The organism is Mycobacterium sp. SMC-21 (genome assembly GCF_045310825.1).
GTDB lineage: Bacteria > Actinomycetota > Actinomycetes > Mycobacteriales > Mycobacteriaceae > Mycobacterium.
Genome location: NZ_JBJIAO010000046.1, coordinates 23,793 through 38,694, shown reverse-complemented (window position 1 = coordinate 38,694; position 14,902 = coordinate 23,793). Strand labels below are relative to the sequence as shown.

Genomic DNA, 14,902 nt, shown 5'->3' with positions numbered 1-14,902 from the left:
CGGCCGACAACCCGGCCACCCCGACCGGAACGGAGGTCGCCTGAAAAACACCAATCCACAGGTATTGACAATTACTCGCCGCCTGCTCGCCCGCGACGTTATCGAGTACCGCACCGGATTCCGCCCGGCCATTTTCATGCATCAACGCCGCGTCGGCCACCAATCGCTCGACGTGCAGAGCAAGCATGTCCAGGCCTTCGGCAACGACCTTGTTTCGCGCCCTAACGGGCACATTGACCAAGCGCTTCAACGCTCGAGGCTCCATTGATGAATCGTAGAGCGCACAGACGGTTGCGTCGGCAGTGACACCCAATGAGGATGGCGCGCCGCGCACCATACCTCGCCGGTTCCACCAATTGCCGAATTTGCCTGTCTAATGCTCGGGTCTCGTCGTGCGAGGCCTGCCCCGTATCTCGCGGAGGCAGCTCGTAACGAACGCGGATCTCTTCCTCGCCGAAGGTGCGGCCGGCAGCAACATCAGCTTCCGCTGCAATGGCGGAACGGGCGGTCCCGAGCTCTTCGGTCTTGACAAACCCGTCGTTGTCTCGGCCAACCTATTGCCGTAGACATACCCGAAGATGCCGAGGGATATCGCAATCCCCTTCCAACGCAAGGGTTTCCACAAAGGAGCCGCCGCGTACTGGGATCAACGCCTCACAGCCTGAGCTGGTGGCGATCTTGGCGACTGGCCGCCGATCGGTGTATCCATGCTTAGCCGCGACAGTTGGCACCAACAGACCCCGCCAGAGTTAGTACGTAGCGACCCCAAACCGCGGGGCTTTCGCTACGGTCGGCCCGCTCCAGTGCGCCTCTGACGCTCTCCCGCCGGGAGTTCCCCATATGTTCCGCCGGCCATCCGGCCTAGTGTCGATTCCATGCCTTCTTAGCGAGCTGCCCGGCCGCTTCCCTACGCTCCATGCGATATCGGCGCTCGCACGCCTCGATGTGTTCCTGTAGCTCAGCTCTGGCTTCGGCATTTGCAGGTTGCTTGGCAGCGGCGTTTGGATTAACACTGCACGTGCACAGATCGTCGCGGCCGAGGAAGCGTGGCCAGTACTCGCGATCGTCGCCGTCAAGGTCGATCTACCGCACTTTGAGGCAGTCGGAAGCGTGGTCCATGGTGCGGACCATAACCAAGGCCTCTGACAGATTGGTTCGAGGTTGAAGCTAAGCGGAATCGAACCCCTGATTGTGCGCCGTGCTACCGCAGCGCCGCGGCCCGCCAGCAGACGCGCAATCGCCTCACCGTTCCCACTGTGGCATCGGTGACGGCAACCTCAAAGACTTTCCCCCACAACGCATCCCCGAACCCATCAAGGTTGTCTCCGCCGCAGAGTTCGCCGCGAACACCGTAGCAGTCTCCCCCGACGTTGCCCGGTGGGCTCTGCAGGCCATTTCCCAGCGGTTCTACATACCACCGCGGACCGTGGATCAGATTCTCGACCTCCTTGTCACGCGCTACGGCATGGACCAAGCGGTCGGCCTCATACGCTCGACGACCTGAGAAGAGGCCCGCCGATGCTGCGACGAGTCCACGGTAGTTATCTGCCGGAGCCGATTCGTCCGCCCCCGCGCAACTAATCCGGCCGGCGTATCCATTGAACAGCTAGTCGCGCCGCCGCCCCACGCGCAGCAGCCAGTCGGGCAGCGCCAACCCGTGGATGATCCGTTGCGTCCGAAAGTACTGGCGCGGAAGCGATGCCGTGTTGTAGGGCAGGTCGTACTTCTCGCACAGTTCCCGGACCCGGACGCTCACTTCAGGCAACCGGTTGCTCGGCAGATCAGGGAACAGGTGGTGCTCGATCTGGTAGCACAGGTGCCCACCCGAGAACGCCAGCAGCGGGCCTGCGTTGAAGTTCGCCGTCCCGAGAATCTGTCGCAGATACCATTCGCCGCGAGTCTCGTCCTTGACCACCGCCGGGTCGAACGTCTCGGCCCCGTCGGGGATGTGCCCGCAAATGATGTTCACGTACACCCACAGATTCCGGAGCACATTCGCGGTGGCATTGGCCGCCAGCGTGCGACGCCACCGGCGCAGGCTCAGCGCCGGGAAGAACACATAGTCCTTGGCCAGCTGGCGCGCGCTCTTGGCGAGGAATTTCCGCTCCTCCACCGCGACAGCGTCTGGCGTCTCACCCCGGAGCCGCTCCGAGTGCAGGCCGTGCAGGGCGATACCCCATTCGAACGTCGCAGCCAGCACCAGGTTTCCGAGCGGGGCCAACAAATGCGCCCACCGCCACGGCTGGTCGGTCGTCACCCGTAGCAGGCGGTAACCGATGTCCTCGTCCATGCCGAGCACGTTGGTGTAGACGTGATGCCGATAGTTGTGCGAGTACCGCCACTGCGCCGAATGTCCGACCATGTCCCACTCCCAGGTATCGGAGTGGATTTCCGGGTCGTTCATCCAATCCCACTGGCCGTGGGAGATGTTGTGGCCGAGCTCCATGTTCTCGACCGACTTCGCATACGCCAGCGCGCACGTGCCGGCGACCCAGCCGACCTTGGACCGGCTCCCGGCGATCATCAGCCGCGCCGCGACATCGAGCGCCCGCTGAAAATGGATCACCCGCCGGATGTACGCCGAGTCCTTCGCCCCGAGCGACTCCTCGACGTCCCGGCGGATCACGTCGAGTTCGTAGCCGATCTCTTCGACGTCTTCACGGCTGAGGTGTACGTAGGCAGAGACATCGGCGATCGCCATCAAGGTGTCCTCGGGTGGGAGTGGCAGTAAGACGGGGCCATCCAGGCCACCGCGAGGCCTTTGACCTGCAAAAACTTTGTCGGGCTGACAGGATTTGAACCTGCGACCACTTGACCCCCAGACTCGATTTTCGTGTTCACTGGTGTTCATCGATGTGGCGAATTCCCACGAAAACCAGCCATTTTGGATACCGATGCACACCTGTGAGCACGTGTGAACATAGCAGGGTTGCTGTACCGGTTGCTGTACTGCCAGCAGCCCCTGGACCACACCTACGCGCCGCCGTAAGGTCCACCAGGCGGGGCGGTAGCTCAGTTGGTCAGTAGCTACGGACTCATAATCCGTTGGTCGCGGGTTCAAGTCCCGCCCGCCCCACCGAGCACCTACACGACGTCGTCACGGTCTGACAGCGTGCCAACCTGCAACGGATCCAACCGCTGCAACCCCGCCGCCCGCTGCCGATCACTGATCGCGGTGTAGATGGCCGTGCTGGCCAGATTCTGGTGCCGCATCAACTCCTGGGTAGTCCGCAGGTCCACGCCGGCACGCACCAAGGCGGTACCGAACCAATGACGCAGCTGATGCGCCGACCCCCGCACGCCCGCACGGACCATCGCCTGCTTGATCGTCTGGCACACAGACTCGCGACGCTGATGACCGTGGTCCGGCCCAGGGAACCAGTACCCGGTTCGCGGCATCAGGTAGGCGTGCTCAACCACCAGATGATGCAACGGCAGCGTCGCAACCACCCCTCCCTTGCCCTTGACCGTCAGGGTACGGTCAACCAGGTCGAAGTCCTCCGCCTTCACCTTGGCGATCTCGTGCGCGCGCAATCCCTGGAGTGCGGCCAGCAGGATCATCGCGCGGGTTCGACGTCGCATCAGCACACCCAGGAGCCGGCGAAGGTTGGCATCGGTAATAGGCCGCGGCACCGTACGCGGCTGCCGCGGCTTGCCGACACGTTCCATAGGGTTGACCGGCCGGTGCCCCATTGTGGCCAGCCACCGAAACCACGCCGACAGCGCCAAGTAGTAGGTGACGCGGGTTCGGGCGCTCCACGTGTCGTTCGCCAGCCATTCGGAGATCTGCTGCGGCTGCAAGTGCTCGGGAGCGGTGCCCATCTACTGCGCGCAGCGTTTGACCGCGCTGGCCCGTTCGGTGACGGTGCGAACCGACAAGCTTTGGGCGTACTGCCACGTCGCCCAATCTGCGATCAGGTCGACGGCAAGGCTGGCTGGCAGCTCCGTGGCGAAACATCTTGTCGGGGGTTGCTGATCGTCAAGCCGGTCAAGGTCGACGGCCTCGGTGAAAGGTGGTGTGTCGCGGTATAGGTTGGTAGTCATATCGGTGAAGGTAGCTCGATTTGTCGAAATATCAAGTGGCACAGGTGCTTTGACGAAATTCATCACCCTGATCAATTGCGCCACAGCAGCAATAGTCACCACGCTTGGGTAGGGATGGCCACCCATGGGGAAATCCCTCACTGGCGGGGAATTGGGCCGGGGGCGTTCGAACCGGCCGGCACTCTCACGCTGCACGCATCTACTGCCGCCGCTGGCCTGCGAGTAGCACCACCGGAGTAATCGGTGGTCGGATCTACACTCGCGTCAATGGACAGCTCGTACGCCAAACTCGCCCGCGCCAAGACGCACCTCGGCACTCTCGATACCCAGATCAAAGCATTCCGCAAGCGCGACACTCACAGCTGGACCTTCACATCGAAAGACCACCTATTCCAGCCCGAGCTAGGCGTCATCACCGTAAAACTGAAGGTGAAAGAGCAAACGCCGGCCGAATGGGGCCTGATCGTTGGTGACATCCTCACCAACCTGCGCGCCGCCCTGGACCACGCCGTCGTCGGGCACGCGGCGAAGCTACACACCCTGACTGAAGCCGAAGAACGCAAACTCAACTTCCCGATCCTGCTCAACAAAGATCAATGGCTCGGCTCACCCGCCGTCCAGCAGACCGCCACAACACCGGCAAAGCCGAAAGTCGACAGTGTCCAGAAGAAGCTCGTCAACTACGTCGATTCCGCGGTACTAGCGGCCATCGAAACGTGCCAGCCCTACCACTTCGCGACGCCGCACGACCACCCGCTGGCCGGGCTCAACGATCTGGTAAACCGGGACAAACACCGCGAGATTCAAGTGGTCAGCTACGTCACGAAGGCACTCGACGTGACCAAATCGGATGTCGAAGTGGTCCGAACCGACATCACCGACGCCCCCATGGTCGACGGGGCTACCGCCGCGGTACTCACCGTCCGCCGGCCGCTCGCCAAGCCGGGCCAGAAAGTACATAAGTGGGTGCCCGCAAACTTCCACATGACTACCGAATATGGCGAACGAATCATGCTCCCAAGCCTCGGCGTTGACAACGACGTGCGCGGCACCATGGGCGTCCTGGTGAACGGGGTGCAGACCACGCTCGATGAGCTGAAGGCCGCCGGCTGCTGAACGTGACGTCGGCGTATCCGCGAAAAGTGAACGGAAATCGTTGGCGCACCGATGGTTCGGGGAGGCCGACGGAATGTGTTGCTGACCAGGCGATTCGGTACCATCGGCCGGTCCGTCTGGAAGGCGGTGCGCCGCACCGATTGCCGCATCCCCGGCCGCAGATTTTTTCCACTTTTCCTCGGGGGTAGAAGACCCCTCCCGGTCGGAAGGGGCGGCGACCAGGGCCGAAGACTTTCGAGGGGCCCCCGGGTCAGGCCCCTGACCAGGGGTTATGGTGACGGGGGCCGGGTGGCCCGGCCGCGTTTCCCCAGGTCAGCAGCCCGCGGAAGGCGGTGCGTCCCACCCGTTTCCGCTGGTCAGTCAAGCCGGAACGGACGTCCCATCGCTCCGTGGTGTACCCAGTTCGGTGGTCCAGTCCACCCTGACGCTGACGAAGTTGATCTTCTTCAACACCATGCCGACGCGAGTCGTCTCTCCAAGCACCTCGGGCCCAAGGGCGTCGGGACCGAACCTGAACTGGAGGCGCGCACCGTCCTCGGTGACAGCCGCTACCTCGTGCGTCAGCTCGTGGATACCGAGCTTGACTGTCGCTTTCACGTCGTGGGCAACATCGCCGCCTCGTTTCGTCAGGGCATAGATGCCCTGCTGTTTCGACAACCAGCCGTACTCCCACCGGACGTCGTGGCGTTCGGTCTCCCGGGCCTCTGCGCGGCGGCTGATGTCGTTGGCGTCCTGGGCGATTTCGCGGGCACCCGTGGCGATGGTGTTGGACTGTCGCGAAAGGTCGTTCGCTTCCACCGCGAGGTCGCGACTCTCCCCCGCGATGGCGATGGATTGCCTCGCTTTGTCGTTGGCCATATGTGCGTACACGAGCGCGAACCCACTGGCTGCCGCGCCCAGTACCCCGACGGCCGCGCCGATGATCCCGACTATCAGCCCCGCATCTGCCATGAGCGGAATCTAGCGCGCTATACCGACAGGATGCCCTCATCTGGCATGACCGGTGTGACTGTGTGTCGCACCCCTTCGCCAGACTGGAGCGCGTGAGTGATGAACAGCAGGCGACACTAGACGGGATCGTCCGGTGGATGTACGAAGTGGCTGATCCGTGGATGCGCGATGGCCTGTACTCCCGACCGCAGCCCGGCAGTGACTTGGCAAATGACGATGCGGTTCCGCCGGAGAATTCGATGATCGCGCACCGCGCGATCCTGATGGGGTTGGATCATCTGGGTGGCGTGGTTGATGCCGCCGCGGCGGGCCCACCAAGGCGGCTCAATGCGTACTTCACGGCGTTGCGCACCGCGTTGTTGTGTGGCACGCGGGCGCTTTGGCTGTTGCAGCCGGACGAGCCGGACCAGCGGCGGCTGCGGGCCATCCGGTATCGGTTCGAGAATCTTGAAGAGCAGCGCAAGGCCATCCAAGACTTGGAGGGGACCCACCTCGTTGGCGAGACGGAGGAATCGCGCCAGCAAGCCCTAGCGACAATCAGGACCCACAAGGCGGCGCTGACTGAGTACGCGTCGGCGTTGGGCGTCGAGAACCTAGCCGCACCACCGGATACCGTGAGCATGTTGAGGAGCTTGGTGGATACCAACACGCTTGCCGGTGCGTCGTTTATTCAGTTGTGGCGCACGGGTTCAGCGTCAGCGCACGGGCACTACTGGTCGGATGAAATGCGCGACAACCCAGGCGCCTTCGATCACGTGTCGTTTCAGCCCGCGATCCAGAGCGCAGTGCTGATGCTCAGCGATGCCATGACGCTGTACACCCAGCGGTCGACGCCCCCGGCGTAGACGTCCCCAAGATGGCGAATCGCTAGCACGTCGCTAGGTTCTCGCTAGCGACGTGCTAGCCGATCCCTGTTCTGCGACAAGATGTTTCGCCGCAGCATCGGCGCCTGATCATAGCCGATCTGACGGCACTCGTCGCTGCAGCAGTTGGTGCCCCGTGGCCCGACGAACTCCGTGCCGCACCACCGGCATACACGGCGGCGCTGCCCCTTGTGATCGAGGCACACCTGAGCGGGGCTGAGTACCGTTGTGCCGCATACACGGCACGGTCTGGTGGCTGCGGGTCGCGCGGCTGATCTGGTGCGCCGGCAGTCCAGGCAGGTGGCGCGCCCGGCGGGCAGGCTGCGGGGACTGGACCACATCCGTTTCCCGCAGCCTGCGCACGGCCGGTCCGGCTTTTTGGCCATCAGAAGCCACCCGCTCCCTTGAGACCGGATCCGGCTGTGCGAGTCCGGTCCATGTTGAAGGCGGTGACCTGGCCCCACGTCTTGGAATCGACGTTGCCGTTCACCGTGATTGACGCGTCGATGGGACCGCCAGCGGTGGTCGCGGCCGACGGCAAGAAGTCCGCCACCGACGGCAGCGCGCCCATCAGGGTGTCGCCGACGCCCGACATGCCGCCGCCGTCACCCAGCTGGAAGCCACCAAGACCGCCATCGCCCTGGTTGCCGGGGCCGGGTGACCCCGCGCCGCGGCCGTGCTGGGTGCCCATTGGGTTGCCGGCGTACTGGCCCGTCCCGTACGGGTTCAGTCGCGACGGCCCGTCGTTGGTGCCCCAGTTCTTGAGCAGGCCGCCGACCCAGTTGGCCGCGGCGGTGCCGGTCTTCCAGATGCCCCACTCCATCGGGTTGGAGAAGACGCTGCCGTCGAGGCCGAGAGCTTCCAGCGCGCCCGAGAACATGTCCTTGGCGAACGACTCACCGTCGGGGCCGCTGCCCTTGCCGCTGCGATCGCCCTTGCCGCCGCGGGAGCCGCGGTCAGCCACCTTCTGGTTGATCTCTTCCTGCATCGACGCCTGGTCCTGCATGGCGTCCTGGTGCTCGCGCTCGGCCTTGTTCAGCCGCTCCTGCGCGGCAGCTCGAGCGGACGGCTTGGACTTGGGGTCGGCGTTGACCTCATCGAGCCGCTTCTGCGCCAGCTCGACGTTCTTGGCGGTGTCATCGACCTTCTGCGCCGCGTTGCGCAGCGCGCGCCGCTCAGCGCCCGTGGGGCCGCTGCCCGACCCACCTGCAGAGCCCCCACCGCCGCTATCGCCGGACGAACCACCGAATCCCCCACTGCCACCCCCACCCTGGGGGAACATCGCGTCCGACGGCAGGTACATGTGGCGGTCAAACTGCGGATCGCTCGCGCCGGCCGCACCAGCGCCCAGCGTGAACACACCGTTCTTGCCGCCCTGCTCGGCGTTGATACCGCCGGGCAGCGTCGCCGCCATGTGGCCGTCGTTGGGGTTCGGGCCGTGGTCGTACCAGCCGACCGAGAAGTCATCCGGGCCGCCGGTACCCTCCACGAACCCGCGGGCCGCCAGCCACTCGGCCGCGTTCTTCGTCGTCATCAGACCACCGCCGCCACCACCGACCGCGCGGTTGGCCAGGCGGGCAATGGTTCCCGAGCAGTCCCACCGTGTCGCCTGGCTGTAGCCCTGCCCCACAAGCGATTCCGCGTAGTCGAGCAGGCCGCCCTCTGCGAACGTGGGCAGCTTCTTGAACCACGGCGTCAGGTTGGCACCGCGATTCATCGCGTCGATGACGGGCCAGTTGGCCCGGGTGGATCGCGCGGTGTTGATCGACTCTTCGTTGGACACGCGGACCATGCCGCCGCCCAGCACCTGCGCCAGGATGGAATCGCTTGTGCCGCTGCCGGGTCCGGTGATGCGCCCCGAGCCGTCGACGCGGCCACCTGTCGCCCGTCCTCCGAAGTTCGGCTGCGGCATCGGTCCCGTCGGCCTGCCGGCGATCGCGTTGTTCACCCACCTGTTCAGCTGGGTGTTGTAGTCCTCGATCTGCAGCGCCACTGGCACCTTGACCGGGGTGGACTCGACCTTCTGCAGGTACGCCTTCCAACGCTCCGTCGCCTCGTCGGTATTGGCCGTCACCACCACGGTGCCGTCGGGCAGCTTCTGGACCGTGTTGCCCAGCTCCTCCAGCCGCCGCTTGAACTCCATGTACTTGTCATCGGGGATCGACACGGTGACCTGCTTGTCCGACTGGACTGAGGTGATGGCAGCACCCAGCGCCCCGAAAGCCTCCACGCCCCTGGCCGTGGTTTGCCACATGCCGTTGAGCACTTCGTTCTCGCGCTTCCACGACTCGGCCGCATTGGTGGCCGTCAGGGCCTGGTGGTTCATCTGCTGGTTCATCGTCGCGGCCGACTCCGCAGCGTCGGGCAGCATGTTCATCAGGGTGTCCAGCGACGCGATGACGGGCATAAAGTCCTTGCCCTCGTTGCGCTTATCTGCCTGGAATGCCCGCTTCTGCGCCGCGTTGTACTCGTCCAGCTTCTTGGTGGCGATGTCCCAGTTGAATCCCTCTTTCGACAGCGCCTTGGCCAGGTCCTGGTCGTTGACGCCCGCGGCCTTCAACACCTCCAGCGCCTTGGCCGACTCTCGGAACTGATCGTTCTTGCCCTTGTTCTTCTCGACGTCAGCCAGCTGGTTTTGCAGGTTGGTCAGCAGCTGGGACCGCGCCGCCTTGTCGCCGGTCGCGCTCTGTAGCAGCACGTTGGGGTTCAGCCCGAACGACTGGGCACGCTTGGCAGCGCCGCTGTCCTCCAAGGACTTCGACATGTCCTTGAGCGTCTGCTCGGACAACCGGCCGGCGGTCATCGTGCCCTTGAGGTCGTCCTCCGCCTCCTTCTGCCGCCTGGCGGCCTCGGCCGCGTCGGCGTGCGACTGCGCGATTTTCCCAATGGCGAGGGTCATCCCGACGGCCGCGGCACCCCATGGTCCGCCGAGCATCGACATGATGCCGCCGCCCGCGATCTTCATTCCCGTCATCGCGCCGCTGGCCGTACCGATCGTGCGGCCGAATCGCTGAGAGTCCGTCGCAGCATTGCGGTAAGCGTCGCGAATCTGGGTGATGTAGCCGCGCTGCTGAAACACCGTCTCGCCCGTCGCGGTGGTGATACGCGTCATCGTCCGGTGCGCGTCGTCGGCCTGCGACCGCCAGCCACTGAATGCGTTGCCCCACGCCTTGGTTGCCGCAGCAGCACCCTGCATCGCCGGGCCCGCCAGCTTGGACTTGAGGTACAGCGCGGCCATCAGCGTGGCGGCCGTCGACAACCCACCGGGAAGACCGTTGAGGACCTGCAGCAGCAGCTTGGCCGGCGGCTCGATCACCTTGAACGCCAAACCCAGTGCTTCCCAACCAGTTACGACGGCGCTGGCCACACCCTTAGCGAGCGCGGCGGCCGCCTTGATCAGGTCGGGGCCGATGTCCTTCACTGCGCCGCTGATGTTCTTCCAGCCGTCGGCAATCACCGCCAGAGCACCACCAGCGCCCTTGCCCGACTTGATTCGGTCGAGCGCATCCTGCGCCTTCTGCAGTATCGACACGACTTTGTCGCCGCCCGACAACAGAATCGGCTTGAGCATGTCGTAGAACGTCAGACCGACGCCCGACGCGGAGTTGCTGATCTTCTCCAAAACCCCTGGGACGCCTTGCATGTTGGCGGCCGCCATCTTGGTCGCGCCACCAACTTCGATGACCGACTTCTTCATCCTGTCCAGCGTCTCGATGCCCTGACTGCCGGCGATCATCGCGCCGCGGATCGCGTCGGTGCCGAACACCGTCGCGACGTTCTCCTGGAAATCGTCGGGCCTCATGCGGCTCGACGCCTCGCCGATCTGCCGGAACAGCTCGCGCATCCCGACGAACTCGCCCTTGGCGTTGCGGATGTTCAGGCCCAGCGCGTCCATCGCCTTGCCGGCCTGATCGGAAGGCGCAGCCAGGTGGGTGAGCATCGTCTTGAGCGACGTACCGGCGTCTGAGCCCTTGATGCCCGCGTTGGCGAAAAGGCCAAGTGTCGCAACGGTGTCGTCCATCGAGATGCCGAATCCGTGCGCCACCGTCGCGGCCTGCTGGAGGCCTTGCATGAAATCGGGGACCTCGCCAGCCGCCGCGTTGGCGACGTTGGCCAGCGCGTCAGCGACGTGGTTGGCGTCCTCAGCCTTGAGCTGGAACGAGTTGATGATGTTGCCCTGCGCCTCAGCGGCAGTCGCCGCGTCGATAGAAGCGGCAGCCGCCAGCCGCAGGGTGCCGGGGGCAGCCCCGAGCGCCTGGTTCATCGTCAGGCCCGACTTGGCCAGCTCGAGCATCGCCGCCGCGGCGTCCGCGGCCGTCGCGCCCACGATGGTGGTGTCGGACCCCAGCTTCTGAGCCGTCGCCGACGCCAGCGCCATCTCCTTGGCGTTGGCCCCGGTGACGCCCTGCAGCTTGTTGAGGTTCGATTCCATGTCGACGCCCGCCGACACCACCGACTTGAGCGTGGCAGCGAACCCACCGACACCAGCCAGCGCGGCACCCGACTTGAGCATCGAACTGAAACCGTTGGTGAACTGCGCGCCCGACGCCACCCCAGCGGCTGCCGCCTGAGCAGACAGACGCTGGGCCATGGGCACTTTCGCCGCCGACGCCGCGGCAGCCGACGCCGCCGCGTTGGCCTCCTGAGCGACCGACAGAGCCTTCGTCTCACGGGCCAGCGTCGCCGTGGACGCCGCAGCCGCACGCTGCAGCCGCGTCATGTCCTCGTACGCCTTCATGCGCTGGGATTCCTTGGCACTACTGGAATTCCGCAGCTCGTGGAACCGCTTCTCAGCGACGTTCACCCGGCCCTGGGCGTCAGCCTCCCGCAGCTTGGCCTTTTCAACCGCCAGCGTGCGCTTCTCGACGTCAGCCAGCGCCTGCCGCATCTTGGATGCGCCAGCGTCGACCCCTTGCGCGAGGTGGCCACCAATTACCTTGCTCGCCTTGCCGAAACGTCGCTCAGCGGTCGCAGCGACGTTCTCGACACCGCGGGCCATCTTGGAGGCCTCCGGCATAAGCGGCACCCACACCTGGGCCAGCTCGATACCACCATTACCCGGCATCCCGGCTCCTTTCGCAGTTTGGTGGTCGGGTGGAGCTGCTCAGCCAGTGGCAAATCTGGCGGCGCTCACCCCCGACCGAGACCGGAGAAGGAGGTTTGAACTCTCCGGTCAGTCTGTGCCCGTGCCCGGCGTTGGGAGCCGTTGGCCCCCAACGCCTTCCACCGTGTTGGCACTGGGCGGGATCGCACCCCCTGGAGGAAGTAGGGGTGCGGCCCTCATGGTCACGTTTCGAGCGCGACCACGAGTCTCGAACGCCGCAACCACGTCGTCACTGGGTTCGGCTGCCCCCTGGTCATGCGTTGTACGGCCGACCGGTGCGGGGATTCACCAGCAAGTCGTGAGATTTGTATGGCTTGCCGGTGAGAGGGTCGAGGCCCGCGGCACGCCACTGCTCCCGCTGGTTGGCCAGTGCCAGCTCTCGGACATCGTTGGGTGACATCCGGGCTGGTGTTTGGCATGCCTTCAGGAGCAACTCAGCCCTTCTCGCGACAAGTTGGCTGACAATCGCCTGGCGACCTAGTTCGATACGGTCACGCGCTTGCCGTGCCACAACTTCCGCGCGACGACTGGCATTCACGGTGGCGGTGGGGGCGTAGATGCTCGGTTGATGCGCTAGTCGCTGGCGGGCTTGATGCGCCTCGATCAGCGGAAGCGTATTTGCGCTACGAGCTGCACTGTGGCGCAACTGCTCGTTTCGGCGGGCGTCGCGTGCCTCGATGGCCCTGATCTCTGCCAGTGTCCGCGTCTTCCCCATCGTGCTGCCCCTTCTCGCCTTGAGTTCAACTGAGGTGGTGTCGTTGGCCCCGTAATTAACGACGCTGACGTCGCCCTTGTGCAGCGACACTTCGGTGATGGTGCGTAATGCCTGCTTGTCGTTCGGGAACTTCGGTGTGCTGGACCATTTCTGTGCCTTGACGCGGAATGCGAACGACATTTCGTCCATGTCGCCGCGGCGCATCTTGGACTCCAGCCGCTGCACGTCGGGGTCCGACCGGTCCAGCTTGGCACTGACCTTCAACCCGTGGCTGTCCACCGACAGCTTGAGGGTGCCGGACTTGGTGCGCGCCAGCGGCATTCCCTCGTGGTTGATAAGCAGCATCAGGTCGGGGTTCAACTTGAGCGTCTTATCGAACGCCGTCGGAGCAATCTGCTCGATCCAGCCGCCGGCCGCGGGGCCGCCGTACATCTCATACTCCTGAAATGTGCTGGCATAGCCCGTCAGCGTGAGCTGGTCGCCCGAATCAGATCGCAGCTCCACACGATCGAGGGGAATGCTGCGATGCTCGGGGGCGTCGGTGATCACGGTGGGCCGGTTACGAACCGTTAGCGCGATAGCGGTATCAACCTGGGTTCTTTGCACCTACTCACTCCTGACTCTCACCACGTCGGCGGCTGGAATCATCCAGCGGCCCAACTCTTTTTGTGCCACACGCTTGAAACGTCCTCCGCGGCATGCCTTTCGGACCGCGTCGGGCGTCACCCCGAGTTGCTCGGCCGCCGCGCTTACATCCACCACGTCAGCATCCAGCAACCAGCCAGCCGGCGGTCGTAACGTCGTGTCGCCGAGAACATCGATGCGACTCTTGAGGAACTGATTAAGCTTCCGCTGGGCCTCCACCACTTCTGGTGGGATGAGTTGGCCGCGCTGCTTGACCAGCTCGGCGAGCAGCGCCAACGCCCCGGCGAAGAACGCGACATCCTCGGTGTCGAGCCATAGTCCGTCACTCCTCATCCGCCGCCCCCAGGTCGACCGTCTCCACGATGCCCGGCTCCAGAACCTCGATGCGGTGCGTTACAGAGGTTTTCGGGCACTGCAGGTCCGCTAGTACCCGCGGTTGGTTACGGGTGTGGCGGGGGTCGGGATGCCAGAGCTGTACGTGAACGCATTGGCAATCAGGGAATTCCACAACGGAGGCGACGTGATGGCCAGCTGAGTAGCGGCCGTCGAGGTCCGCCTCACCGTTCGGCAGACAGTCCAGCAGCTCGCTTTCAACGCTCTCCAGGATCGTCGTCAGCGTGGCCCACTCGACCATGCCTAGGTCGCGCATCTTGGCCATCACGCCCTGTGTGTATGCCGCTTGCCCTGCGCCGATGGCGACGGCGAATTTCAACAGGTCGAGGTGCGTTGCTCGGGTCACCGTGCCACCGCCTCGTGACGTGTCTCAATCTCTCCCGGCCCCAAAACGAACAGGCGATGCTGACCGCCCGCCGGGCACGGGGCGGGCGGCAGTTCCTGCGGCCGATTGATCTCGTTGTCGGGGTGGGGATGCCAGACCTGGTAGTGGACACATGCGCAGTCCAGGCCGAGCTCCACCGGACTGACGACGGGGTGGCCGAGCGTGTAGTACTGGGGCTCTGGCAGTTTCGCGATCTCATGATCGAGCAGGTTGGTTGCGACGTGCTGGACCAACAGGATTGCGGCGGTCTTCTTGGCGTCGTCGGTGTCGAGGCCGTTGACCATGTCGATGACATCGGCCAAATGCAGCAGGGACCGCGCAGCGGCGAACTTGAACGCGTCGCTGATGTTGCCCTGCGCCCCGAGCGCGAGATTCAACCTGAGATCGATGGCACGCAACTGCTCGGCGTGCTGGGCCGTCAGCTCTGCGAGCTCTCGCTCGTAACCCTTAGCGGCAGGGTTAGACGAGGGGTTGGGGGCGGGGTTGAGCTCGGTCATTGGTCCTCCTGTGGGAGTCGGCCGGCGACCACGCCGCCAGGCCGCTTGTGGGCGGGTAGTGCGTCAAACCAGCTGCGGCACTTCAGCAGCGCGGGACACCGAGCACACGTGGCGACAGCCTCGGCATGACGTTGCGCCACCCTTTCCGGCTGCTCGCTGGCCCGCGCAGGATCGAACGTCAACCAGTGA

The 14,902-nt window shown here is 64.7% G+C and carries 12 protein-coding genes and 1 tRNA gene; 3 read left to right on the top strand and 10 right to left on the bottom strand.

Annotated elements, in window-relative coordinates; genetic code table 11:
* Positions 1-265, bottom strand: a 265-nt coding sequence (locus ACJH6H_RS26580) for a hypothetical protein (RefSeq protein ID WP_406776138.1), incomplete at its 3' end; no start/stop codon positions are given.
* Positions 266-1,606: 1,341 nt separating this feature from the next.
* Entirely contained in the window at positions 1,607-2,701 is a 1,095-nt protein-coding gene (locus tag ACJH6H_RS26575) for a fatty acid desaturase family protein (RefSeq protein ID WP_406776137.1), read from the bottom strand.
* 300 nt (positions 2,702-3,001) lie between these two features.
* Between ACJH6H_RS26575 and ACJH6H_RS26570 the strand changes: the two genes are divergently transcribed.
* Positions 3,002-3,076, top strand: a tRNA-Ile gene (locus ACJH6H_RS26570).
* 8 nt (positions 3,077-3,084) lie between these two features.
* Here ACJH6H_RS26570 and ACJH6H_RS26565 read toward each other — a convergent pair.
* Together ACJH6H_RS26565 and ACJH6H_RS26560 are read right to left on the bottom strand one after the other, a co-directional pair.
* Positions 3,085-3,822 (bottom strand): tyrosine-type recombinase/integrase, encoded by a 738-nt coding sequence (locus ACJH6H_RS26565; RefSeq protein WP_406776136.1) that lies wholly within the window; start codon positions 3,820-3,822, stop codon positions 3,085-3,087.
* Positions 3,823-4,170: a hypothetical protein gene (locus tag ACJH6H_RS26560; RefSeq protein ID WP_406776135.1), complete on the bottom strand. Its 348-nt coding sequence runs from the start codon at positions 4,168-4,170 to the stop codon at positions 3,823-3,825. It abuts the gene before it with no gap.
* Positions 4,171-4,311: 141 nt separating this feature from the next.
* Here ACJH6H_RS26560 and ACJH6H_RS26555 point away from each other — a divergent pair, with 141 nt between their 5' ends.
* Entirely contained in the window at positions 4,312-5,160 is an 849-nt protein-coding gene (locus ACJH6H_RS26555; RefSeq protein ID WP_406776134.1) for a hypothetical protein, read from the top strand.
* A 360-nt stretch (positions 5,161-5,520) separates the two neighbouring features.
* Here the strand turns inward: ACJH6H_RS26555 and ACJH6H_RS26550 are convergent, their stop codons facing one another.
* Positions 5,521-6,111, bottom strand: coding sequence for a hypothetical protein (locus tag ACJH6H_RS26550; protein WP_406776133.1), 591 nt, complete (start codon positions 6,109-6,111; stop codon positions 5,521-5,523).
* A gap of 92 nt (positions 6,112-6,203) precedes the next feature.
* Here ACJH6H_RS26550 and ACJH6H_RS26545 point away from each other — a divergent pair, with 92 nt between their 5' ends.
* Positions 6,204-6,956 (top strand): hypothetical protein, encoded by a 753-nt coding sequence (locus ACJH6H_RS26545; protein WP_406776132.1) that lies wholly within the window; start codon positions 6,204-6,206, stop codon positions 6,954-6,956.
* A gap of 403 nt (positions 6,957-7,359) precedes the next feature.
* On the opposite strand, the gene ACJH6H_RS26540 is transcribed toward ACJH6H_RS26545, so the two are convergent.
* From ACJH6H_RS26540 to ACJH6H_RS26520, 5 genes are all read right to left on the bottom strand, one after another.
* Positions 7,360-12,039, bottom strand: coding sequence for a phage tail tape measure protein (locus ACJH6H_RS26540; RefSeq protein WP_406776131.1), 4,680 nt, complete (start codon positions 12,037-12,039; stop codon positions 7,360-7,362).
* 292 nt (positions 12,040-12,331) lie between these two features.
* The gene (locus ACJH6H_RS26535; protein ID WP_406776130.1) at positions 12,332-13,342 is read right to left on the bottom strand and encodes an HK97 family phage prohead protease; all 1,011 of its coding nucleotides are present in this window, start codon (positions 13,340-13,342) and stop codon (positions 12,332-12,334) included.
* A gap of 57 nt (positions 13,343-13,399) precedes the next feature.
* Positions 13,400-13,771 carry a hypothetical protein gene (locus ACJH6H_RS26530; protein WP_406776129.1) on the bottom strand — a complete coding sequence of 124 codons (372 nt, stop codon included), beginning with the start codon at positions 13,769-13,771 and terminating at the stop codon, positions 13,400-13,402.
* Positions 13,761-14,177: a hypothetical protein gene (locus ACJH6H_RS26525; protein WP_406776128.1), complete on the bottom strand. Its 417-nt coding sequence runs from the start codon at positions 14,175-14,177 to the stop codon at positions 13,761-13,763. Before ACJH6H_RS26525 ends, ACJH6H_RS26530 begins: the two co-directional genes overlap by 11 nt.
* Positions 14,174-14,713 carry a hypothetical protein gene (locus ACJH6H_RS26520; protein ID WP_406776127.1) on the bottom strand — a complete coding sequence of 180 codons (540 nt, stop codon included), beginning with the start codon at positions 14,711-14,713 and terminating at the stop codon, positions 14,174-14,176. The genes ACJH6H_RS26525 and ACJH6H_RS26520 overlap by 4 nt, the downstream gene beginning before the upstream one ends.
* Between the last annotated feature and the right edge of the window lie 189 nt (positions 14,714-14,902).

Coding starts and splice junctions, on each gene's coding strand:
- ACJH6H_RS26575 (WP_406776137.1), bottom strand. CDS start 2,701: ATGGCGATCGCCGATGTCTCTGCCTACGTACACCTCAGCCGTGAAGAC.
- ACJH6H_RS26565 (WP_406776136.1), bottom strand. CDS start 3,822: ATGGGCACCGCTCCCGAGCACTTGCAGCCGCAGCAGATCTCCGAATGG.
- ACJH6H_RS26560 (WP_406776135.1), bottom strand. CDS start 4,170: ATGGGTGGCCATCCCTACCCAAGCGTGGTGACTATTGCTGCTGTGGCG.
- ACJH6H_RS26555 (WP_406776134.1), top strand. CDS start 4,312: ATGGACAGCTCGTACGCCAAACTCGCCCGCGCCAAGACGCACCTCGGC.
- ACJH6H_RS26550 (WP_406776133.1), bottom strand. CDS start 6,111: ATGGCAGATGCGGGGCTGATAGTCGGGATCATCGGCGCGGCCGTCGGG.
- ACJH6H_RS26540 (WP_406776131.1), bottom strand. CDS start 12,039: ATGCCGGGTAATGGTGGTATCGAGCTGGCCCAGGTGTGGGTGCCGCTT.
- ACJH6H_RS26530 (WP_406776129.1), bottom strand. CDS start 13,771: ATGAGGAGTGACGGACTATGGCTCGACACCGAGGATGTCGCGTTCTTC.
- ACJH6H_RS26520 (WP_406776127.1), bottom strand. CDS start 14,713: ATGACCGAGCTCAACCCCGCCCCCAACCCCTCGTCTAACCCTGCCGCT.